This window comes from Actinomadura sp. ATCC 39365 (assembly GCF_054392275.1).
In genome coordinates this window covers 7,671,612-7,693,106 of sequence record NZ_CP184335.1, presented here as the reverse complement: position 1 = coordinate 7,693,106, position 21,495 = coordinate 7,671,612, and the positions used below count along the sequence as shown (strand labels likewise).

Below are 21,495 nucleotides of genomic sequence, written 5' to 3'. Positions count from 1 at the left end.
GGGGGAAAAGATGATTGTCTTTGCTTGTGTCCGGTGATCTGCTCGACGTCGTCCTGGTCGTCCTGGTGGTCGGGTTCGGCGTGGCGGGGTTCCGGCAGGGCTTCGTCGTCGGGGTGACGAGCTCGATCGGGTTCGTCGCCGGATGCGTGCTGGGCATCTCCGTCGCCCCCGCCGTGACGAACGCGCTCGTGACCGGCGACGTCCCGCAGACGGCCCTCGCGGTCGTCATCGTGTTCCTGATCGCGCTGGTCGGCCAGTTCGCCGCGTCCACGCTGGGGGTGCGGTTACGCACGTACCTGCGCGGCGAACCGGCCTGGATCCTGGACTCCCTGGGCGGCGGGCTGGTCAACGCCATGTTCGTCCTGCTGGTCGCCTGGCTCGTGGGCAGCCTGCTGGTGTCCGGCCCGTGGACGCTCGTGGTGGAGCAGATCCGCGGCTCGGCGCTGCTGTCCACGCTCGACGAGGCGGCGCCCCAGGCGGCGCGGGACTGGCAGCGGCCCTTCAAGCAGTTCATCGACCGGTCCGACTTCCCGCCGGTGCTCGACGCCATCGCCGGGCTGAGCCCCGTCCGGGTGCCGCCGCCGGACGTGGCCGTGCTGCGCAGCCCGGCGCTGCGGCAGGCCAGGACGGGCATCCTGCAGGTCCAGGGGACCGCCTCCTCCTGCGGCAAGCGCATCACCGGCACCGGGTTCACGTACGCGCCCGACCACATCATGACCAATGCGCACGTCGTGGCCGGGGTGGACACGGATCTGCAGGTGGTCGACCACCAGCAGCGGCCGCACCCGGCGCAGGTCGTCTGGTACAACCCGCGGCGGGACGTCGCGGTCCTGTACGTCCCCGGCCTCGGGCTGCCCCCGCTCTCCTTCGACACCCGGGCCAGGGAGGGCCAGGACGCGCTGGTCGCCGGCTACCCGAACGGCGGCGGCTTCACGCCGGAGCCCGCCCGCGTCGCCGTGCGGCAGCGGGCCGGCAGCCCCGACATCTACCAGGCCTCGCAGGTGACCAGGGACGTCTACCTGGTCCGGGGCAAGATCCAGCAGGGCAACTCCGGCGGCCCGCTGCTGGCCGTGGACGGCCGCGTGCTGGGCGTGATCTTCGCCGCCGTCGCCGGGCAGGTGGAGACCGGCTACGCGCTGACCGCCGGCGAGGTCGCCCCCGACGCCCGCCAGGCCGCCACGGCCACGACCCCCGTCAGCACCCAGTCCTGCGACTGACCCGGGCCCGCCCGCGGTGACCGGCGCTCACGCCCGCCCGGACGCCGGCAGCGGGAGCGGGTCGAAGGCGTGCCCGGCCCACAACCGACGGGACGCCTCCTCCGGGTACGCCGCCGTGCCCGGCTCGGTGTCGACGATCCAGGTCAGCCGCTCGCGCGGCTCGTACGCCGGCCAGCCCGGGTCGCCGGTCGCGGCGAACGCGGTCCACGCCGCCCGTACCCGGGCCGACAGCTCGGCGGCCTCCGGCGGCGGCTCCTGGCCGAGCAGCAGCCCGGCCACGCCCGCGGTCAGATTGCCGAACGTCAGCGGCAGGCCCAGCCCGTGGCAGGCGCCGAGCATCCCGCCCATGCCGGGGGCCGGCCAGGTCAGCTCGTACAGGTGGGCCCGGCCGTGCCGCCCGTGGGCCTCGGCCAGCCGTACGGACGGCATCCGGAACAGCCAGTCGGAGTGGACCAGCTCGTACAGCCGCTCGTCGCCGGCCCCCGGGTGGGCGGCCCGGTAGGCCGCGGGGTCGGGGGCCAGCGTCCGCAGCGCGGCGGCCGCCTGCTCGGCGGTGACCTGGCCGAGCTCGCCGTTGAGCGCCATGAACAGCCGGTACTCGTCGCGGTTGTGCCCCACGAGCAGGTCCACCTCGCCCACCGGTGACCGCCAGGGCGTCGCGGGCAGCACCTCGCCGTCCACGACCGGCGCGAACGGCGTGCGGACGTGCGCGGCCAGTCCCCAGCGCGGGCTGCCGTCCATCCCGGCCGCCACCGCGTCACCGGCCTCGATCAGCCGTTCCGGCGATAGGCGCGCCAGATCTTCGGCGTGCGGGGCCGCTCCCAGCTCGGCGGCCACCGCGGCGGCGAGATCGGCGGCCAGCTCGGGAGTGAAGAACAGGCTCGGCACGCTCTGTGCGATCGCCCGGTGGAACAGGCCGGCCGCGCCGGGCATCGTCATCAGCGCCGCGATGCTCCCGGCTCCGGCGGACTCGCCGAAGACGGTGACCCGGTCGGGGTCGCCGCCGAAGGCCGCCGCGTTCTCACGCACCCACCGCAGGGCCGCCACCTGGTCCAGCAGCCCGCGGTTGGCGGGCGCGCCGCGGAAGTGCCCGAAGCCCTCGGCGGAGACCCGGTAGTTGACGGTGACCACGACGACGCCGTCCCGGGCGAGCACGCCGCCGTCGAAGAGCGGGTCGCCGGACCAGCCGTACATGTAGCCCCCGCCGTGGATCCACACCATCACAGGCAGCCGGGCCGCGCCCAGGTCGGGGCTCCACACGTTGGCCGTCAGCCAGTTCCCGTCCGTGCCGGCGCCGCCGGACGCGCCCAGCAGCCTGGACTGCGGCGGCGGCGGGCCGAACGCGGCGGCCTCGCGCACGCCGTCCCACGCCTCGGGCGGCGCCGGGGCGGCCAGGCGCAGGCCATCGACCGGCGGGCGCGCGTACGGCACGCCGCGGAAGACGGCCACGCCGCCCTCGATTCGGCCGCGCAGCCGGCCCGTACGCACGGTGACCTGCGGGTGAGCGGTTTCGGCGGCGCTCATGGCACGCTCCTCGTCCGGGGGACGGCTCTGACGGCCGTGCGCGGCCATCCTCACCCCGGACGCGGGCCGGCCGCATCCCGTTTTCGCCGACCGGGCCACGGCGCAGGCATGGGGCGAGCACGTGAGGGTATGCGGTCCGGATCTCCCACCCGGAAGGAGCCGCCGGAATGCCTGACCGCATCGCCGACCCGTGGGGTTCGCGCACGCCGTACGGGCCGCGCGAGGACGGCAGCGCCGAGGACTGGCCGGTCCGGGTGGACGCCTGCCTGGAGGAAGGGCTGACCGAGCAGGACGTCGAGTCGTGGGCCCAGTCGGCGTCCGTCCTGCACTCCAACGGCGACGCGATGGACATCGCGGTCAGGGGCGGACGTATCGTCGGCGTGCGCGGCCGTGCCGTGGACCGGGTCAACCACGGCCGGCTCGACCCCAAGGACCTGTACGGCTGGCAGGCCAACAACAGCCCCGACCGGCTGCTCCGCCCGCTCGTCCGCGAGGGCGGCACGCTGGTGGAGACGGACTGGGAGACGGCGATGGGCCGGATCGTGGCCCGGTCGAAGGAGCTGCTGCGGGGCCCCGGCGGATGGGGGCACTTCGGCTTCCACACCAGCGGGCAGCTCTTCCTGGAGGAGTACTACACGCTCGCCGTGCTCGGGAAGGCCGGCCTCGGCACCCCGCACATGGACGGCAACACCCGGCTGTGCACGGCGACGGCCGCCGCCGCGCTCAAGGCCGGCTTCGGCACCGACGGGCAGCCCGGTTCGTACACCGACATCGACCACTGCGACGCGATCGCGTTGTGGGGGCACAACGTCGCCGAGACCCAGGTGGTGTTGTGGGACCGGATGCTCGACCGCCGCCGCGGCCCGCGCCCGCCCGCGATGATCGCCGTCGATCCCCGCGCCACGCCCGTCGCCCGCGAGGCCGACGTGCACCTGCCGGTACGCTCCGGCACGAACCTGGCCCTGATGAACGCCCTGATCCACCGGCTGATCGAGCGCGGCTGGCACGACCGCCGCTACGTCGAGGAGCACACGATCGGGTTCGAGCGGCTGTGCCGGGTGGTCGAGCAGTGCCCGCCGGAACGGGCGGCGGAGATCTGCGACGTGCCCGTGGCCCTGATCGAGCAGGCCGCCGAGATCCTCGGCACGAGCGAGCGGCTCGTCTCGACCGTCCTGCAGGGCTTCTACCAGTCCAACCAGGCGACGGCCGCCGCCTGCCAGGTCAACAACATCCACCTGCTGCGCGGCATGCTGGGCCGTCCGGGGGCGGGGGTGCTGCAGATGAACGGCCAGCCCACCGCCCAGAACACCCGCGAGACCGGCGCGGACGGCGACCTGCCCGGCCTGCGCAACTGGGACAACCCCTCGCACATCCGCGAGCTGGCCGAGCTGTGGAACGTCGATCCGTCCGTCATCCCCCACTGGGCGCCGCCGACCCACGCCATGCAGGTCTTCCGGTACGCCGAGCAGGGGTCGGTCAAACTGCTGTGGATCTCGGGCACGAACCCGGCGGTCTCCCTGCCCGACCTCGGCCGCGTCCGCCGCATCCTGGGCCGGGACGAGCTGTTCGTCGTGGTGCAGGACCTGTTCCGCACCGAGACCGCGGAGCTGGCCGACGTGGAGCTGCCGGCGGCGACGTGGGGGGAGAAAGCGGGCACCTTCACCAACGCCGACCGGACCGTGCACCTGTCGGAGAAGGCCGTGGAACCGCCCGGCGAGGCGCGGGCCGACCTGGACATCTTCCTCGACTACGCCCGCCGCATGGACTTCCGCGACCGCGACGGCAAGCCGCTGATCGGCTGGCACGACGCGGAATCGGCGTTCGAGGCGTGGAAGGCGTGCTCGGCCGGCCGTCCCTGCGACTACACCGGCATCACGTACGAGAGCCTGCGCGGCGGCAGCGGCGTCCAGTGGCCGTGCACCCCGGGTTCGGGCGGCACCGAGCGCCTGTACGGCGGCGGCCGCTTCAACACCGACCCGGACTACTGCGAGACCTACGGCCAGGACCTCGTCACCGGCGCCGAGCACACCCGCGAGCAGTACCTGGCCCAGGAGCCCGGCGGCCGGGCCTTCCTGCGGGCCGCGGCCTACCACCCCTCGCCCGAGGTGACCGGCGACGACCTGCCGCTGCTGCTGACCACCGGCCGCACCGTGCACCAGTTCCACACCCGGACCAAGACCGGCCGCGTCCCGCGGCTCGACGCCGCCGCCCCCGAGCCGTGGGTGGAGCTCAACGCGGCCGACGCCGCCGGGCTCGGCATCGGCGAAGGAGACCTGGTGCGGGTGGAGTCACCGCGCGGCCGGCTGGAGGCGCCGGCCCGGATCACCGGCATCCGGCAGGGCGTGGTGTTCGTGCCGTTCCACTACGGCTACTGGGACCTGGAACCGGGAGCGGCCCCCGGGCGGCCAACGAGGTCACGAACACGACCTGGGACCCCGTCTCCAAGCAACCGATCTACAAGGTCACCGCGGTCCGGGTGACCAGAGCGGGAGGATGACCGTGCTGCTGGCGCACTACCTGGGGCTGCTGCACCGGTCCGAGGAGGAGCTGGCGGCGGCGTACCGCGAGGTCGCCGCGGCCCACGGCGACGAGCCGGACGTGGTGCACATCTGCCGGCGGCTCGCCGAGCAGTGCGACGAGCACGTACGGCGGCTGCGGCCGTTCGTGGCACGCTACTCCGAGGACGCCCCCGACGAGCCGGAGCGGCTGCACTCGACGCTCTTCTCCGGCTCCCGCGGCGGCGGCCTCGGCCTGCTGCGCGACCTGCACGACCTCTACCTCATGGCCGCCGAGTGCGACGTCTGCTGGACGCTGATCGGCCAGGCCGCGCAGGGCGCCCGCGACGAGGCGCTGCTGGCGGCGGTCCGCGGCTGCGAGGACGAGACCGCCACCCAGATGGCGTGGGCACGCGGCCGGATGAAGCAGGCGGCCCCCCAGACGCTGGTCGTCGCGTCGGGGTAGCGCCCGGCCCCGGCGGTCAGCCGTCGAAGACGATCAGCTGGCGCAGGGCGGCGCCGTCGGCGAGCTGGTCCATCGCCTCGTTGACGGCCGCCAGGCCGATCCGCGCCGAGACCAGCCGCTCCACCGGCAGCCGGCCCTCGCGCCACATCCGCGCGAACACCGGGATGTCGCGGGCGGGCAGCGCCGAGCCGAGGTAGCTGCCGATGATGCTGCGCCCGCCGGCCACCAGCGCGAGCGGCGAGATCGAGGCACGGGCGCCGGGCGCGGGCAGGCCCACGCTGACGGTGCGGCCCCCGGGGGCCGTCGCGGTCACCGCGGTCTCGAACGCCCGCGCGCTGCCCGCCGCCTCCACCACGACGTCCGCCTGGCCGGGCAGGTCGTCCGGGCCGTACACCTCGTGCGCGCCCAGCTCGCGGGCGGTGGCGAGCTTGGCCGGGTTGGCGTCCACGCCGATCACCCGGACGTCGTCGAGGGCCAGCGCGGTGAGCAGCGCCGCCATGCCCACGCCGCCCAGCCCGACGACCGTGACCGTCTGCCCGGGGCGCGGCCGGCCGGCGTTGAGCACGGCGCCGCCGCCGGTCAGCACGGCGCAGCCGAGCAGGGCGGCGACCTCGGCCGGCACGTCGGGATCGACCGGGACGACCGAGCGCCGGTCGACCACCACGTGCGTGGCGAACGCCGACACCCCGAGGTGGTGCAGCACCGCGACGCCGTCCCTGTGCTGGCGGACCGCGCCGCTCAGCAGGGTGCCGTCGTTGTTGGCGGCGCTGCCGGGCACGCAGGGCGTCACGCCCTCGGTGGCGCACCCGGCGCAGCCGCCGCACCTGGGCAGGAAGGTCATCACGACGCGCCGCCCGGGGGCTAGGTCGTCGACGCCGGGGCCCGTCCGCTCCACCACGCCCGCCGCCTCGTGGCCGAGCAGCATGGGCACGGGACGCACCCGGTTGCCGTCCACCACCGACAGGTCCGAGTGGCACACGCCGGCTACCTCCACCCGCACCAGCAGCTCGCCCGGCCCCGGTGGATCGAGTTCGAGGTCGCAGACCGTCAGGGGCCGCGACCCGGCGTAGGGCCGGGACCGGCCGATCTCCTCCAGGACCGCGCCGCGAATGCGCATCAGTTCGCCCTTCTTCGTGTCGAGAGGTTGGCCAGCAGCACCCCGCAGCCGCCCAGGACGAGCCCGGCCACGGCGAGCGGGGGCAGCGGCTGCCCGGCCAGCGACCAGGCCAGGACGGCGGTCACGGCCGGGGTCAGGAAGAACACCGTGCTCACCCGGCTGGCCGGGGAGCGCAGCAACATCCGGTTGAGCAGGATGAACGCCGCGATGGAGTTGACCAGCGCCATCCAGCCGACCGACAGCCCGAACGCCGTCCAGTCCGACACCCGGACCGGGCCGAGCGCCAGGCAGGCCAGCCCGGCGGCGGGGGCGCTGACCAGCAGTTGCACCGCGGTGCCGCTCAGCGCGTCCATGCGGGGCGCGTACCGCTGCTGGTAGAGGGTGCCCGCGCTGAGCCCGGCCAGCCCCAGCAGGCACAGCGCCACCCCGGAGGCGGACAGGCTGATCCGGTCGGCCACCGCCAGGACCACCCCGGCCAGGCCGAGCGCGAACCCGGCCCACTGCCCGGCGCCGACCCGCTCGCCCAGCACCCGGCCGACCAGCAGGATGACCACCGGGTTCAGCCCCTGCACCAGAGACACGACCGCGGCCGGCAGGCCCGCGCCGAGCGCGCTGTAGAAGGCGCCGAACTGCACGGCCTGGATCAGCAGCCCGGCCACGGCCACGTGCGCCAGGTCCCGCCCCCGGGGCCACGGCACCCGCCTGACCAGCGCGTACGCCCCCAGCAGCACCCCGGCGACGGCGAACCTGCCGAACATCAGCAACAACGGCGGCGCCGCCCTGACCCCCGGGATGCCCGCGATGAACGCGCTGCTCCACAGGACGACGAACACCCCGGGCGCCACCGGCCACCGCCTCCCGGCGCGCCGGGCGGGCACCGTGGGGGCGGCGGTCTCCCGCACGCGGGCAGGCGTCATCGCAAGGTCCTTCCGGATGAAGACGGATCAGGAGGCGCGCAGGGCCGAGCGGCGCAGCCCCCACAGCTCCTCGTCGGAGGTGCACACGCCGACGGCCCCGTGCCGCAGCGCCTCCACCACGTCGTCCGCGCTCTGCACGAACCCCGCGGCCAGGCACGGCACGCCGACCGCCCGCACCTGCCGCTCGACGTGCCGCAACACCATGGCCGGCATGAGCTGCACCAGGTCGGGCCGCGACCGGGTGATGGACTGCATGCTGCGCCGCAGGTTCGACCGGTCGGTGACGAACACCTTCTGCATGGTCAGCAGCCCGAGCCCGGTGGCCCGCTCGATCATCGCCTGCCGCGTGGAGACGATCCCGACCGCGCCGATGCTCTGCAGGTACGCCAGCGCCCCAGGATCGTGCCCCAGGCCGGGGGTCGAGTCGATGTTGACGAATCCGATCTTCTGGGCGGCCACCGTGCGCTTGACCGTGGCCGCCAGGTCGCCGAGCGGGATCGAGGCCAGGATGCCGATCGGCGTGGGGGAGGAGGTGAACCGCTCGACCATCTCCACCCCCACCAGCGACGCGGCGACGGGATGCTCGGCCAGGGCGGCGAGCAGGCGCTGATCCAACGGGCCCTTGTGGCGAGAGTTCACCGCATCCACCTTAGTGCGCCGTGTTTTCGAAGGGCGCGGGCAGGCCCAGCTTGCCGGGGTTCATGATGCCCCGCGGGTCGAGCGCCTGCTTGACCGCCACCAGCGTCGGAAAGCCGCTGCCCAGCGCGTCCCGCATGTACGGCGAGCGCAGCAGGCCGACGCCGTGGTGGTGGCTGATCGCCGCGCCGTGCCTGACGAGCACCTCGGCGGCGGCGTCCCAGGCGGCCCGGTACCAGGCGCGCCGCTGGTCGCGTTCGACGTCGCCGCGCAGCGAGAAGTACAGGCAGGCGCCGTCGGTGTAGGCGTGCGACTGGTGGGCCGAGGCGCGCAGCGTGCCGGGGACGGCCTCGATGGCGGCCACGACCTCGTCGTACAGGGCGGGCAGCGCGGCCCACGGCCCGGCGATCTCGCAGGTGTCGGAGACGAACCCCGGCCCCCGGACGAAGCCGTCGGCGGCCTTGCCGACGATCATGCGCTCGTCCAGCCAGCGGGCGAAGACGGCCGCGCCGTCCAGTTTCACCGACGCGCGTTCGGCGCAGACCTCATCGGCGATCTTCATGACGGCGTCGACCAGCACCGGGTCGCCCTCGTCGGCGACGAGCAGCAGGTTGGTGCCCGGCTCGCCGAAGTGGGTGCCGCTCTCGTGCGCGTCGTACAGGCGCAGCGCGGCCGGGGTGGCGCCGCGCTGCAGGATCTCCCGGCAGGCGTCGAGCCCGGCGGCGAAGGTGTCGAAGCCGTAGGCGATGCCCACCGCGTAGTCGGGCAGCCGGTGCGTACGCAGCCGCAGCCGGGTGATGACGCCGAGCGTGCCCTCCGAGCCGATGAACAGCTGCCGCAGGTCGGGGCCCACCGCGGCGCGCGGGTAGGTGCCGTAGCTGGCGGTGGTGCCGTCGGGCAGCACCACGTCCAGCCCGACCACCATGTCCTCGATCTTGCCGTAGCGGGTGGAGAGCTGGCCCGCGCCGCGGCAGGCGGCCCAGCCGCCGACGGTGGAGATGGCGAACGCCGACGGCCAGTGGCCGGTGGTGGCGCCGTGCGTCTCCTGCAGTTCCTTCTCGAACAGGTCGCCGAACATGCCCGCCTGCACCTCGACGATCATGGACTCGGCGTCGAAGGACAGGATGCGGTTGAGCCGGCACACGTCCAGCACGACGCCGCCGTGCACGGGCAGCGCGGCGCCCAGCACGTTGCTGCGGCCGGCCGAGACGGTCAGCGGGATGCGGTGCTCGTGGCAGATCCGCACCACGGCGGCCACCTGCTCCTCCTCGTCCACCTCGACGACCACCGCCTCCGGCGTGGCCGGGCGGCCGTCGGTCTCGCCGATGGAGGTGCCCGCCCACCAGTCACGGGTGCGCAGGACCACCTCGTCCCGCTCGGTGTGCACGGCGGCGCCGAGCGCGCGCAGCTCCGCCACCACGCTCTCCGGGACCGGCACGACCTGGCCCTGCAGGCTGGCCGGGCCCTTCCCCGGCGGGCAGTCGGCGGCCCAGCGCGGCGGCGTGGGCGCGCCCACGACGTAGTCGCCGCGGTTGAACGGGTGGGTGACGGTCTGCCTGCTGATCATGAAAGTCCCTCCATCAGAACGCTCTTCTCGCGGTCCACGCCGCGCACGTAGTCCTCGACCTGCCGGGCCACCTCGTCGTCGGACAGGCCCAGCTCGCGCTGGAGCAGCCGGCCCACCTCGGGAGCCGCCTCGACCGACAGGTCACGGGCGAAGACCCGCATCCGGGTGCGCCGCGACAACACGTCGTCCACGTTCCTGGCCAGCTCGCAGCGGGCCGCGTAGACCACCTCGGCCCGCAGGTACTCGCTGCCCTCGACGACCGGCCCGGCCAGCGACGGGTCCTCGGTGATCAGATCGGCGACGAACCTGGCCTCGGTGCCGTACCGCTCGCCCAGGTGGGCGCCGAGCCCCCGGTCGCGGTGGTCGCCTCGGCGTCGTAGCCCGCGCCGCCGAGCAGCGGCAGCCGCGCGGTGCGGCAGCGGGCCTTGCGGCCGAGCACCTTCAGCGCCTCGTCCACGGCCAGCTCGCCCATGTGCCTGCTGGTGGTCAGCTTGCCGCCGGTGACCGTGACCAGGCCGAAGCCGTCGGTGATGATCCGGTGGTCGCGGCTCATGTCGAGCGTGGCGCCCTCCTTCTCACCGACCAGCGGACGCAGCCCGGCGATCGAGCCGATCACGTCGTCCGGGGTGAGGTCGGCGTCGAAGGCGGTGTTGGCGCCGTCGAGCAGGTACTGCATCTCCTCGCGGGTGCACAGCACCTCGTCGGGCGAGCCGTCGTAGTCGGTGTCGGTGGTGCCGACCACGACCACGTCGCCCCAGCGGGTGCAGGTGGCCCGGCGGGCCCGGCCGGGCACCGGGACGGTCACCGTGCCGTCCACCGGCAGCCGCGTCCACGGCACCACGATGTGCACGCCCTTGGCCGGACGCACCCGCGGCCGGTGCCCCGGGTCGGACAGCGCGTCCAGGGTGTCGGTCCACACGCCGGTGGCGTTGACGACGACCCCGGCGCGCACCTCGACCGTGCGGCCGTCCACCTCGACGCGGGCGCCGCGCACCCGGCCGCCCTCCTTGACCAGCTCTCGGCAGGTGGCGCCGTTCAGCACGGTGGCGCCGAAGTGGGCGGCGGTCCTGGCGATGGTCAGGGTCAGGCGGGCGTCGTCGGTGCGGCTGTCGTAGTAGAGCAGGCCGCCCTTGAGCCGGTCGGCGCGCAGCCGCGGCGCCCTGGCCAGCACCTCGGCCACGCTCAGCCGCTGGTGCAGCCGGCCGATGCGCCAGCCGCCCGCCAGGTCGTAGGTCCACAGCAGGCCCTCGAAGGCCTTGGCGATGCGGGCGTCGAAGACGCCGTCCTGGGCGAGGATCGGCAGCACGAACGGCAGCCGCCGCACCAGGTGGGGCGCGTTGCGGCGGAAGCGCTGGCGCTCCAGCAGCGAACGGCGCACCAGCGGCAGGTTGCCCTGCTCGATGTAGCGCAGACCGCCGTGGACCATCTTGGAGGACTTGGAGGAGGTGCCCGAGGCGAAGTCGTCGCGTTCCACCAGCGCCACGCTGAGGCCGCGGGTGACGGCGTCCAGCGCGGCGTAGCAGCCGGTCACGCCGCCGCCGACGACGAGCACGTCCACCGGCCTTCCGGCCAGCCGCTCGATCTGCGCCTGACGGTCCATCCGCAGCGGGGTGCGCCGGATGGCGCTCCTGGTCTCCGATCTGGGCTTGCGTTCTGGAAGCCGGATCACGAGGGGGAATCCTCCTGTTGGTACGAGATGTGCCGGGTGAGCAGGTCACGCCAGGCGGCGCGGGCCTCCTCGCGGGCGGCGTCGGGCAACGTGGGCTCGAAGACGGGGACGTCGCCGAGCCCGGCGAGGGCGGCGGGCAGGTCGGGCCAGAGCCCCGCCCGCACGCCCCCGAGGTAGGCGGCGCCGCGCAGGCTGGCCGTCTCGTTGGCGCGGGCGCGGCGGACCGGCCGCCCGACGAGGTCGGCCTGGCTCGCCATCAGCACGTCGCTGCTGGCCAGGCCGCCGCCGCAGAACAGATCGGTGACCGGCGCGCCGAGCGCCTGCTCCACCCCGTCCAGCAGGTCGCACACCGAGTGCGCGATGCCCTCCAGGACGCCCCGGGCCAGCTCGGCCCGGGTGGTGGACAGGCTGAGCCCGGTCAGCACGCCGGTGGCCTCGGGCGACCAGACGGGGGTGCGCATCCCGGCCAGCGCGGGCAGGAAACGCACCCGGCTCGGCCCGGGATGCTCGCGGGCCAGCGCGGTCAGCTGGGCGGGCGAGTCGAACAGCCCGATCTCCTCGCACAACCAGCGCACCGCCGAGCCGGTCGTGGCGGCGTAGCCCTCCAGGCTGAACACCGCCGCGCCGCGCGAGCGCCAGCCGACGAGGGTCAGCACCCCCGGCACCGCCCGGTGATGCGCGGGCGGCCGGTCGCCGGCCACGGCGTCCAGGAACGTTCCCGTGCCGTGCACGCACATCGCCTGGCCCGGCCGGTGCGCGCCGAGCGCGATCATCGCGGCGTGCTGGTCGCCCATCACCGACAACACCGGCAGCCGCACGCCGAGCACGGAGGGGTCGGTGTGGCCGTAGTCGCCGTCCTCGTCCAGGATCTGCGGCAGCACGTCGCGGGGGCAGCCGAGGAAGTCCCGCCACGGCTCGTACCAGTCGCCGGTGCGCAGGTCGTAGGCGCCGGCGGCGACCGCGTTGGTGGCGGACATGACGTGCCGCGCGCCGCCGGTCAGCCGCCACACCAGCCAGGTGTCGACCGATCCGAACGCCACCCGTCCCGCCTCGTGCGCCCGGCGCGCGGCCGGGTCGTCGCGCAGCACGTCGGCGGCCCACAGCAGCGGGGCGCGCGAGCCGACCGGCCGGCCGGTGTGCTCGACCAGGCGGGCGTCCCAGCCGGACTCCCATGCGCGCAGCCGGGCGGCGTACCGGCGGTCCTGCCAGACCACGGCGGGGGTGAGCGGCTCGCCGGTGACGGTGTCCCACAGCAGCACGGTGGCGCGCTGGGTGGCGATCGACACGCCGGTGACCTCGACCTCGTGCGCCCGCGCCCACTCCAGGGCCTGCGCGCAGACCTCGGCGGTCTTCGCCCAGATCTCCATGGCGTCCTGCTCGACCCGCAGGTGGTCGGGGGAGTGGACCGAGATGGGCCGGTAGGCGGGCGGGGCCGCGGAGCCGTCGTCCAGGACGACCGCGGCGCGCGTGCCCGTGGTGCCCTCGTCGACGCTGAGGATCCCCCGTCGGGTACGGCCGGTCATCGGCGCTCGTCCCCCCTCCGCAGCGCGATCTCCTCCTCCTCCAGGTTGACCGCCACGCGGGTGGGGTCCCACTTGATCAGCAGGCATGTGACCAGGCCGACCAGCGGCACCACCGACAGCACCATGAGGCTGGCGCCGACCCCGATGCCAGCCTGCAACTGCGGGAACAGGTACAGGCCGGCGACCGAGCCGAGGCTGCCGAGCATGCCGGTCACGCCGGTGCCCAGGGTGCGGATGTCGCTGCGGTAGGACAGCGCGGCGATCGACTTGCCGTTCGGGCCGGGCCCGGCGGAGTGGAAGAAGATGAACATCACGGGCAGCAGCGCGGCCAGCGCGACCGGCAGCTCCTTGAACGTCGCGCCCATCACCAGCAGCGCCACGAACACCACCGCGTACCCGGCCATCGAGCTGACCCGCAGGCCGAGGCGGCGGCCCGTGTAGGCCGCCAGGCAGCCGCCGACGATGCCGACCGCGTTGAACGCCATCGACCCGATCGTGGCCTTCTCGAACTCCTTGCCGAACAGCTCCAGGCTGATCACCGGCAGGTACCAGCCGACCGCGAAGTACTGCATGGCCTGGGTGAGCGAGATGACCGTGGACAACACCGTGCGCGGCAGGTACGGCCTGCGGAACAGCACGCCCGCGTCGCCGAACCCCACCTGCCGCCCCTGCTCGGCCGGGCCGCCGCCCTCTCGGCCGTCCTCCTGGACGGCGAAGCCGTACATGCGGCGCAGGGCCGCGGCGGAGTCGCGCAGCCGTCCCTTGGCGGCCAGCCACGTCGGGCTCTCCACCAGGAACGCGAGTTGCAGCACCAGCAGCACGACGGCGAAGGCGGCCGAGGAGCCCACCGACCAGCGCCAGATGTCCGCGCCCACGTCGAAACGGTAGAACACCAGCGTGAGCAGCAGGTTCGTGGTGGTGGCGGTGTACCAGACGCCTTGCCAGAAGTTGAGCCTGCCCTTGAGCGCGGACGGCGTGTACTCGGCCAGCAGCGCCATGGCCACCGCGAAGTCGATGCCGTACGCGATGCCGACCAGGCCGCGGCCGGCGAAGACGGTCAGGAAGTCGGAGCCGGCCGCGGTGAGCAGCGCGCCGAGCGCGAACACCACCTTGGTCAGCAGCAGCGGCTTGACCCGGCCGATCCGGGCGGCCAGCCAGCCGCCGAACGGGTTGGAGATGATCGCGATGGCCGGCGCCATGGCGGTGAGCACCCCCACCTGGCCCGGCGACAGGCCGAGCTGCTTGACCATGGGGGACAGGCCGGCGCCCAGGGCGGCGTTGGAGTAGGCGTCCAGGAACAGGCCCGCCAGGGCGAGGAACCAGATCCAGTTGGCCCGGCCGGCCAGCCTCGTCAGGGTGTTGATGACGTCGGCCGCGTCTCCGGCGTTGCGGATCAGCGTGACCGAGGTGTTCTGCACGGGGGCGTCGCTCATGCCCAGCCGCCTTTCAGGGGGGTGTGATCCCTTGCCAGCGGTCTGGATACGACAAAGGCACAGACGAAGACCACTGACAGGGATCTCTTCGTCTGTGCCTGCCGATTGACGGGACACTATGTGCCGGTTGTCCGGTATGTCAAGCGGTCGCGGTCGTATCGCCGCAGCTCGCACGCCCTGCCCGGCGGACCGGCCGGTCAGGAATACCTGATCTCCCACCAGCCGTGGGTGCACGACCACTTGCCCGCGGCCTTCACACAGGCGCGGAACTTGCGGCCGTTCGGGGCGTCCACCGCGAAGGACGTGACGCTGCGGCGTCCGCCGCCCCTGACCACCGCGTGGCAGGCGTGGTAGGTGCGGCCCCCGTCGTCGGTCCAGTCGATGGAGATCCGGTCGCCGGAGCGCAGGCTGGTGCCCCACGCCCACCACACGTCCCGGCCGCGGTAGACGCCGCCGGCCTCGTACAGGTAGACCATGCCGCGGCGGCCCTTCGCCTTCGCCATGCGGTGCCAGGTGTTCCTGGGCACGTCCTGGCTCACCCGCAGCCGCGCGCCGCACGAGTAGTTGATCGGCCCGGCGGCCTGCGTCCGCGACGCCTGCCGGGCGTCCTGGACGGAGGCGCCGGCGGGCGAGGCGACGGTCAGCAGGCCGCCGGCCACCACCGCGGCGAGCGCCAGAGCTGGAAGGTTGCGCATATGCTCCCCCTTGGTGCGGAATCGTGTGATCGCAACGTAGGGGCGCCGGTGTTGAGGATCCGTTGAGCCCGTGTTGATCTCCGCCGGGGGGCGCGCCGCCGCTGGTCAGCCGCCCGGAGGCGCCGGGGTCCGGTCCCGGTCGGCGCGGACGATGCCGTACATCACGCCGTCACGCCTGCTGTCCGGGTCGCCGATCAGCCGGGTCAGGAACGCCAGGTCGTCCTCCCGGACGGCACGCAGTTCGATCGTCATGATCGCGACACTATGTGACAGATGTGACGTCGGCGCGGGCCCGGCGCCCGGCGCGCAGCGCCAGGGCCAGCGCCGCCAGCAGCGCCGCGCCCGTGAACGGCAGCCACGACAGCCCGGACGGCGGCCCGAACGTCCCGCCCGCCCCGGCCCGGTCGAGCACCGCGGCCACCGCGAGGGCGGGCAGCGCCTGGGCCGCTCCCGAGACGAGCGCGAGGACGGCGAGCCAGGCGACCCGCGCCGCGTTGCCTCCGCGGTACGGCTCCCCCTCGAACACGGACGTCAGCAGCCCCCCGACCAGGAGGGCGGCGACGAGCGCGCACAGGCCGCCCACCAGCACGTCCGTCCGGAGGAGCACCTGCTCGACCGCCGTCGAGTCCCAGACCCGCAGCGTCAGCTCCCCGCTTCCCAGGGAGAGGCCGCGGGGCAGCCTCACCCCGCTCAACCCGAGCCGGTCGGCGGTTTCCAGGCGGGGGACGACGCGAACGGTGATCTCCCCGCCGGCCTGCGTGGCGCCGTTGACGGCGTAGGCGACCCCCACACCCCCGCGACGGCCCCGGCGAACCTGACCACGTAGAGGACCAGCCGCACGAACAGACGATCCATGGACGCTCCAAGGAGACGGACCGACGGCTGCTCATTATGCGCACCGGGCCGGGCCCGCGTACAGAGGCCCCCGGGTCACTGGCAGGTCTTGTCCTCCGGACTGCAGAACCTGACCTCGGGGACGTCGGCCGACGGCTTGTCCAGCAGGGGCCGGGGCTGACCGCGCAGGTGCCGGTCGAAGAAGGCGGTGACGTAGGCGCGGGTGACGCCGAGGGCGCGGGCGCCGGGCACGGTGGCGCCGTCCTCGATGCCGAGCTGGTCCATCAGGACGCCCAGGTCGGTGAAGGACGTGTGCGCGGCTCCGGTCAGCAGCAGCCAGCGCTTCCATCCGGTCAGCCCCGCCCAGACGCGCTCCCACGTGGCGGCCGACTCGCCCTTGCCCGGCGTGTACGTGGCGGGCTTGCCCAGGAGCAGGAACGGCCGTGACGTCCCGGCCTCCGGGAGCGTCGTCTCCACGCTGCCGTCGAGGTCGACGCCGGCGCGCAGCCGGGTGTCGGCCGCGATCGACGCGACGGCGGCGGCGCCGCCCGCCGAGTGACCGGCCATGGCGATCCTGGCCGGTGTGGTCGACGGCGGCCACCACGTACCCGTGGCTCGCCAGCTCCTCGGCCGGGGCCGTGAGCTCGGTGCGGGGTTTGCCGTGCCCGGGGGACAGGACGACGAGGGGCAGGCTGCGGGGTCGTCCGGCGGGGCGGGCGTCGGAGAAGGCGTTGGTCCGGGTCCTGCTCGTGACCGGCGACGGCGCGACGGCCGACAGGACGGCGATCGCCACGACGGTCGGCAGGCTGAGCGCGGCGTAGGCGGCGACCAGGATCTGGGCCGTGCGCATGGGACATCCTCCGGACCTGTGGTGCTGGGGGCCGGTCGGACGGCGTGGACGGTGACGCTGACTGGACTCTCCCCCGCGGGGAGACCGCACGCTATGGGGGATTCCACCCAGATCTACCCGGAGGATCCATGACCCCGCGACTGATCCATTGCCAACCCGTCACCTGTCTCAACGTCACGGGCATGGGAGAGCCCGGCGGCGCCGAGCACGTCTCGGCCATCGGCGCCCTGTACGCCGTGGCCTCCGTCATGGGCGGCGCCGCCGGGCCGCTGGAGGGGCGGTGGTGGGTGGAGGACACCACGCTGCCGCCGCTGGAGACCCCGCGCGACCAGTGGCGGTGGCACCTGCTGCTGCCGTTGCCCGAGATGCCCGAGCCGGGCGCGGCCGAGGCGGCGCGTGAGCGGGCCCGCCCGTCAGGGGCGGCCGTGGACCGGGTCCAGGTCGTCACCTTCACCGAGGGCGAGTGCGTGGAGCTGCTGCACGAGGGGCCCTACAGCGAGGAGAAGAGGTCGCTGGAGGTGATGGAGGCGTTCATGGCCGAGCACGGGCTGGTGCCCAATGGCCTGCACCACGAGATCTACCTGACCGACTTCACCGACCCCGACCCGAAGACGCTGCTCAGGCAGCCGGTCGCCCCCCGCCCGGAGGAGGCGCCGGCTCACCGGTAGACGGCCGGGGCGAACACGGGTCAAGGCATCCCGGTCACGTCCGCGCGCCGGCCCGCAGGGCGCCCCGCAGCAGGGGACGGGCCGCCAGGGCGACGACCACGGCGGCCAGCACCCCGACGCCCGCCATGAGGACGGCCCTGGTCACCGCCCACGGCGGCGACTCGACGCGGTAGACGGTCACCACGGTGAGGACCACCACGGCGACCCCGGAGACGGCCGCCACCACGCAGACCGGCAGCGCGGCGACGACCGCCTGCCGCACGAGCACCCCGCCCGGCGCCCGTTCCGGCACGCCGGCGGCGGCCAGTGCGGCGAACGAGGAGTAGCCGACGGAGGCTGCTGGGCCCCCGCACGCGCGCCAGGCGGGTCGCTCCCAACGGCGAGACGACGACGTCCCGCCCGGCACGCGCCCTCGACACGACCCGCCGTACGTGACCAGGGCCGCGAGCGCCGGCCCCTGCGGCAGCGGCCCGCCGAGGTGGGTGACCACGTAGAGCGCGCCGCCCGCCAGCGACCCGCCCAGCGTCAGCAGGCCGCCCAGCCGCCGTACGTCGCCCGGCGTCGCGCCCGTCGTGCGGACGGATCCGGTGGGGCTCACACGAGGCGGGCCTCGTACGCGGCGATGACCAGGTGTACCCGGGTGCGGGCGCCGAGTTTGGTCAGCAGGCTGCTGACGTGCGTCTTGACCGTGCTCATGCTGACGAACAGGGTGCCGGCGATCTCTGCGTTCGACAGGCCCCTGGCGACCAGGACGAGCACCTCGCGCTCGCGCTCGGTGATGTCCAGGCCGCCGGTCCCCGACGCAGGACGCACGAAGCGCTCGACCAGCCGCCGCGTGGCGGTCGGCGCCAGCAGCGACTCGCCGGACGCGACCACGGTCATGCTCCTGATCAGCTCGGCCGGCGGCGTGTCCTTGAGCAGGAAGCCCGCCGCGCCCGCCCGGAGCGCCCCGTAGACGTAGTCGTCGAGGTCGAAGGTGGTCACGATGAGCACGCGGGTCTCCGGCCGCTCCGCGCAGATGCGGCGGGTGGCCTCGATGCCGTCCATCTCCGGCATGCGCACGTCCATCAGCACCAGGTCGGGACGGTCGCGTCCGGCCGCCGTCACCGCCTGCGCGCCCGTGGCGGCCTCGCCGACCGCCTGGAACCCCGGCGTGGAGTCGATCAGCCGCCGGAAGCTCGCCCTGATGAGCGCCTGGTCGTCGGCCACCACCACCCTGATCACAGCGGCAGCCTGGCCCTCACCCGGAAACCGCGCACGGGACGGACGCCCGCCTCGAACTCGCCCCCGAAGACGCGCACGCGCTCGCGCAACCCGGTCAGGCCATGCCCGTACGGCCGCGCCCGGCCGCGCATGCCGTCGTCGGTGACCTCCACGGTCAGCGCGTCGGGCAGGCGTTCGATGCGGACGAGGGCGTGGCGGGCGCCGGCGTGCTTGAGCACGTTGGTCAGCGCCTCCTGGACGATCCGGTAGACCGTCGGCTCCATCTCGCCGTCCACGGCGCCGCCGACCGACAGCTCCACCTCCAGGCCCGCCGCCCTGGTGCGCGCCACGAGCGCGTCGAGATCGGCCAGGCCGGGGGCCGGGGCGAGCTCGGCCTCGTCGTCCTCGCGCAGCACGCCGAGCAGCTGCCTGGTCTCCCGCAGGGCCGACCTGCTGGTCTCCTCGATCGAGGCGAGCGTGCGGCCCATCTCCTCCGCCCCGCCCACGTGGCCCGCCACGCCCGCCTGCACCGCGATCGTGCTGAGGCTGTGGCCGATGACGTCGTGCAGCTCCCGGGCGATCCGCAGCCGCTCGGCGACGGCCTCCGCGCGGGCCCGCTGCTCCGCCTGCGCGGCCAGCTGCCCGGTGTAGAGCCCGCGCTGGCGTACGGCCGTGCCGGCGGCCCACGCGGCGAGCAGGATCGCCAGCGCCAGCCCGAGCCGGTCGCGTACCGCGGCCGTCATGGGGACCTCCGCCACGCCCTGCGCGGCGACGGCGCCCGCCACCAGCAGCGGCAGCACGGCCCTGCTTCGCGTGGCCAGCGTGTACAGCACGAGCGGCAGGCAGAGCAGCTCGGCGTGGGGGAGCAGGAACTCCCGCATGCCGAGCCCGCCCAGCAGGACGACCACGAACACCGGCCCCGGCCACAACCGCCTGACCGCCACGGGCAGCCCGGCCGCCAGCGCCGCCGCGAAGTCCGGCACGCCGGGCTCGGCCGGGTTCCGCGACGAGGTGAGCCCGGCGTAGCCGAGCGCGACGACCAGCGCGACGACGGCGTCGAGGGAAATCCAGCCCCATGCGGGCACCCGGTTCAGCAGCGGCGGACGGATCTGTTGGCGCACGGCACGAACCTAACCCGGCGGCCACGCCGCCCGTATCGGTCCCAGGACCGATGCGTGCCGGACGGGAGGTCGTGGAGGGTGAGGAACATGATCGAAGTCACCGGACTCACCAAACGCTTCGGCCGAACCCCGGCCGTGCAGGACCTCACCTTCACGGTCCGGCCCGGCCGGATCACCGGCTTCCTCGGCCCGAACGGCGCGGGCAAGACCACGACCATGCGCGTGCTCCTCGGCCTCGAACGGCCCACCGCCGGGCGGGCCACCGTGAACGGCCTGCCCTACCGCGCGCTGGGACGACCCCTCACCCAGGTCGGCGCGCTGCTGGACGCCTCCGCCGTGCAGGGCGGGCGGCGCGCGGAACAGCACCTGTGGTGGCTGGCCCGCTCCAACGGCCTCGACCGGGCCCGCATCGGCCCCCTGCTGGAGCTCGTGGGGCTCGGCGGAGCGGCGGGCCGGCGCGTCGGCGGGTTCTCGCTGGGCATGAAGCAGCGGCTCGGCCTCGCCGCGGCGCTGCTCGGCGACCCCGAGGTGCTGGTGCTCGACGAGCCCGCCAACGGGCTCGACCCCGAGGGCATCCGCTGGATGCGCGGCCTGCTCAGGTCGCTGGCCGCCGAGGGCCGCACCGTGCTGGTGTCCAGCCACCTCATCAGCGAGATGGCGGTCACGGCCGACCACCTCGTCGTCCTGGCGGGGGGCAGGCTGCGCGCCGACGCCGCGCTCGGCGAGCTGGTCGGGCCGGGCGGCTCGCTGGAGGAGACGTTCATGGAGCTCGTCGGGAGGGGGGAGCGGTGAACGCGCTCGCGGCCGAGTGGATCAAGTTGCGGACCCTGCGGTCCACCTGGTGGGCGCTCGGCGTCGGGGGGCTGGTGTCGCTGGCGCTCACCGTGCTCGGCGCCGCCACCGTCATCTCACGCTGGGACCCGGGCCGCACGGCGGACCAGGCGGCCATGGGGGTGGTGGTCGCCGTGTACGTGGGGGTGGTCCTGGCCCAGCTCCCGCTCGGCATGCTGGGCGCGATGACCGCCAGCGGCGAGCACACGTCCGGCATGATCGACGTGACGTTCGTGGCGATGCCGTCGAGGGCGCGCGTGCTGGTGGCCAAGGCGGTCGTCCTGGGCGGCGTCGCGGTCGCCGGCTCGCTGCTCATCGCGGTGCCCGGCTACCTCTACGGGCGGGTCGTCGCCGCGGAGTTCCACCCGTCGCCGCTGCCCGCGGGGGCCTGGACGGTCATCGCCGGGGGCACGCTCATGATCGTCGTGGCCACCCTGCTCGGGCTGGTGCTCGGCACGGTCCTGCGCAACGGCGCGGTGGCGACGGCGGCGCTGGTGGTGATCGTCCTGGTGGCGCCGTTCGCCGGCCGCGTGCTGCCGGGCGGCGACCTGGTCAACCGGGTCCTGCCCGGGTACCCGGCCCTCCAGCTCATCGAGCAGGTGCCGGACGTCATGCCGACCTGGGCGGCGTTCGCCGTGCTCGGCGCGTGGGCGGTGGTCCCGCTGTCCGTCGCCGTGGTCGCCGCCGCGCGTTCCTGACGCGGGCGGGCCCGTGCCCGCCGTCGTCGGC

At 74.5% G+C, this 21,495-nt stretch carries 22 protein-coding genes and 1 pseudogene; 6 read left to right on the top strand and 17 right to left on the bottom strand.

The window, feature by feature from the left end:
• Window positions 1-26: 26 nt before the first annotated feature.
• Window positions 27-1,217, top strand: a complete 1,191-nt coding sequence (locus ACNF49_RS37470; protein ID WP_357971695.1) for a MarP family serine protease — start codon at window positions 27-29, stop codon at window positions 1,215-1,217.
• Window positions 1,218-1,244: 27 nt separating this feature from the next.
• On the opposite strand, the gene ACNF49_RS37465 is transcribed toward ACNF49_RS37470, so the two are convergent.
• Window positions 1,245-2,741: a carboxylesterase/lipase family protein gene (locus tag ACNF49_RS37465; protein WP_482940566.1), complete on the bottom strand. Its 1,497-nt coding sequence runs from the start codon at window positions 2,739-2,741 to the stop codon at window positions 1,245-1,247.
• Between the two features lie 167 nt (window positions 2,742-2,908).
• Between ACNF49_RS37465 and ACNF49_RS37460 the strand changes: the two genes are divergently transcribed.
• Window positions 2,909-5,221 carry a molybdopterin oxidoreductase family protein gene (locus tag ACNF49_RS37460; RefSeq protein WP_482940565.1) on the top strand — a complete coding sequence of 771 codons (2,313 nt, stop codon included), beginning with the start codon at window positions 2,909-2,911 and terminating at the stop codon, window positions 5,219-5,221.
• A gap of 13 nt (window positions 5,222-5,234) precedes the next feature.
• Window positions 5,235-5,702 (top strand): hypothetical protein, encoded by a 468-nt coding sequence (locus ACNF49_RS37455; protein WP_357971689.1) that lies wholly within the window; start codon window positions 5,235-5,237, stop codon window positions 5,700-5,702.
• A 16-nt stretch (window positions 5,703-5,718) separates the two neighbouring features.
• On the opposite strand, the gene ACNF49_RS37450 is transcribed toward ACNF49_RS37455, so the two are convergent.
• From ACNF49_RS37450 to ACNF49_RS37390, 13 genes and pseudogenes are all read right to left on the bottom strand, one after another.
• Window positions 5,719-6,819, bottom strand: coding sequence for an alcohol dehydrogenase catalytic domain-containing protein (locus ACNF49_RS37450; protein WP_482940564.1), 1,101 nt, complete (start codon window positions 6,817-6,819; stop codon window positions 5,719-5,721).
• A complete protein-coding gene (locus tag ACNF49_RS37445; protein ID WP_357971685.1) occupies window positions 6,819-7,736 on the bottom strand; it encodes a DMT family transporter in 918 nt (305 codons plus the stop codon). Before ACNF49_RS37445 ends, ACNF49_RS37450 begins: the two co-directional genes overlap by 1 nt.
• 27 nt (window positions 7,737-7,763) lie before the next feature.
• Window positions 7,764-8,375 (bottom strand): glycerol-3-phosphate responsive antiterminator, encoded by a 612-nt coding sequence (locus tag ACNF49_RS37440; protein ID WP_357971683.1) that lies wholly within the window; start codon window positions 8,373-8,375, stop codon window positions 7,764-7,766.
• 10 nt (window positions 8,376-8,385) lie between these two features.
• Window positions 8,386-9,939, bottom strand: a complete 1,554-nt coding sequence (locus ACNF49_RS37435; protein ID WP_482940563.1) for an FAD-binding oxidoreductase — start codon at window positions 9,937-9,939, stop codon at window positions 8,386-8,388.
• Window positions 9,936-10,229, bottom strand: a complete 294-nt coding sequence (locus ACNF49_RS37430) for a glycerol-3-phosphate dehydrogenase C-terminal domain-containing protein (protein ID WP_482945639.1) — start codon at window positions 10,227-10,229, stop codon at window positions 9,936-9,938. Before ACNF49_RS37430 ends, ACNF49_RS37435 begins: the two co-directional genes overlap by 4 nt.
• Entirely contained in the window at window positions 10,229-11,608 is a 1,380-nt protein-coding gene (locus tag ACNF49_RS37425; RefSeq protein WP_482940562.1) for a glycerol-3-phosphate dehydrogenase/oxidase, read from the bottom strand. The genes ACNF49_RS37430 and ACNF49_RS37425 overlap by 1 nt, the downstream gene beginning before the upstream one ends.
• A complete protein-coding gene (locus ACNF49_RS37420) occupies window positions 11,605-13,131 on the bottom strand; it encodes an FGGY family carbohydrate kinase (RefSeq protein WP_482940561.1) in 1,527 nt (508 codons plus the stop codon). The genes ACNF49_RS37425 and ACNF49_RS37420 overlap by 4 nt, the downstream gene beginning before the upstream one ends.
• Window positions 13,128-14,564, bottom strand: coding sequence for an MFS transporter (locus tag ACNF49_RS37415; protein WP_482940560.1), 1,437 nt, complete (start codon window positions 14,562-14,564; stop codon window positions 13,128-13,130). The genes ACNF49_RS37420 and ACNF49_RS37415 overlap by 4 nt, the downstream gene beginning before the upstream one ends.
• A gap of 197 nt (window positions 14,565-14,761) precedes the next feature.
• Window positions 14,762-15,259 carry a hypothetical protein gene (locus ACNF49_RS37410; protein ID WP_482940559.1) on the bottom strand — a complete coding sequence of 166 codons (498 nt, stop codon included), beginning with the start codon at window positions 15,257-15,259 and terminating at the stop codon, window positions 14,762-14,764.
• 105 nt (window positions 15,260-15,364) lie between these two features.
• Entirely contained in the window at window positions 15,365-15,511 is a 147-nt protein-coding gene (locus ACNF49_RS37405; RefSeq protein ID WP_482940558.1) for a hypothetical protein, read from the bottom strand.
• A 10-nt stretch (window positions 15,512-15,521) separates the two neighbouring features.
• Window positions 15,522-16,049 (bottom strand): hypothetical protein, encoded by a 528-nt coding sequence (locus ACNF49_RS37400; protein ID WP_482940557.1) that lies wholly within the window; start codon window positions 16,047-16,049, stop codon window positions 15,522-15,524.
• 140 nt (window positions 16,050-16,189) lie between these two features.
• Window positions 16,190-16,660: a hypothetical protein gene (locus tag ACNF49_RS37395; RefSeq protein ID WP_482940556.1), complete on the bottom strand. Its 471-nt coding sequence runs from the start codon at window positions 16,658-16,660 to the stop codon at window positions 16,190-16,192.
• A 25-nt stretch (window positions 16,661-16,685) separates the two neighbouring features.
• Window positions 16,686-16,784: pseudogene (locus ACNF49_RS37390) on the bottom strand (alpha/beta hydrolase); the annotation flags it as partial.
• Window positions 16,785-17,125: 341 nt separating this feature from the next.
• On the opposite strand from ACNF49_RS37390, the gene ACNF49_RS37385 reads away from it, so the two are divergent.
• Window positions 17,126-17,611: a hypothetical protein gene (locus ACNF49_RS37385; protein WP_482940555.1), complete on the top strand. Its 486-nt coding sequence runs from the start codon at window positions 17,126-17,128 to the stop codon at window positions 17,609-17,611.
• Between the two features lie 34 nt (window positions 17,612-17,645).
• Here the strand turns inward: ACNF49_RS37385 and ACNF49_RS37380 are convergent, their stop codons facing one another.
• From ACNF49_RS37380 to ACNF49_RS37370, 3 genes are read right to left on the bottom strand one after another with little or no spacing between them, the layout of a single operon-like run.
• A complete protein-coding gene (locus ACNF49_RS37380; RefSeq protein ID WP_482940554.1) occupies window positions 17,646-18,209 on the bottom strand; it encodes a hypothetical protein in 564 nt (187 codons plus the stop codon).
• A complete protein-coding gene (locus ACNF49_RS37375) occupies window positions 18,206-18,835 on the bottom strand; it encodes a response regulator (protein ID WP_482940553.1) in 630 nt (209 codons plus the stop codon). The genes ACNF49_RS37380 and ACNF49_RS37375 overlap by 4 nt, the downstream gene beginning before the upstream one ends.
• Window positions 18,832-19,935 carry a sensor histidine kinase gene (locus tag ACNF49_RS37370; RefSeq protein WP_482940552.1) on the bottom strand — a complete coding sequence of 368 codons (1,104 nt, stop codon included), beginning with the start codon at window positions 19,933-19,935 and terminating at the stop codon, window positions 18,832-18,834. The genes ACNF49_RS37375 and ACNF49_RS37370 overlap by 4 nt, the downstream gene beginning before the upstream one ends.
• An 87-nt stretch (window positions 19,936-20,022) precedes the next feature.
• Here ACNF49_RS37370 and ACNF49_RS37365 point away from each other — a divergent pair, with 87 nt between their 5' ends.
• Both ACNF49_RS37365 and ACNF49_RS37360 read left to right on the top strand, forming a co-directional pair.
• Complete coding sequence (locus tag ACNF49_RS37365; protein ID WP_482940551.1) at window positions 20,023-20,727, top strand: ABC transporter ATP-binding protein; 705 nt, start codon at window positions 20,023-20,025, stop codon at window positions 20,725-20,727.
• Complete coding sequence (locus ACNF49_RS37360; protein ID WP_482940550.1) at window positions 20,724-21,464, top strand: ABC transporter permease; 741 nt, start codon at window positions 20,724-20,726, stop codon at window positions 21,462-21,464. The genes ACNF49_RS37365 and ACNF49_RS37360 overlap by 4 nt, the downstream gene beginning before the upstream one ends.
• The last annotated feature ends 31 nt before the right edge of the window (window positions 21,465-21,495 follow it).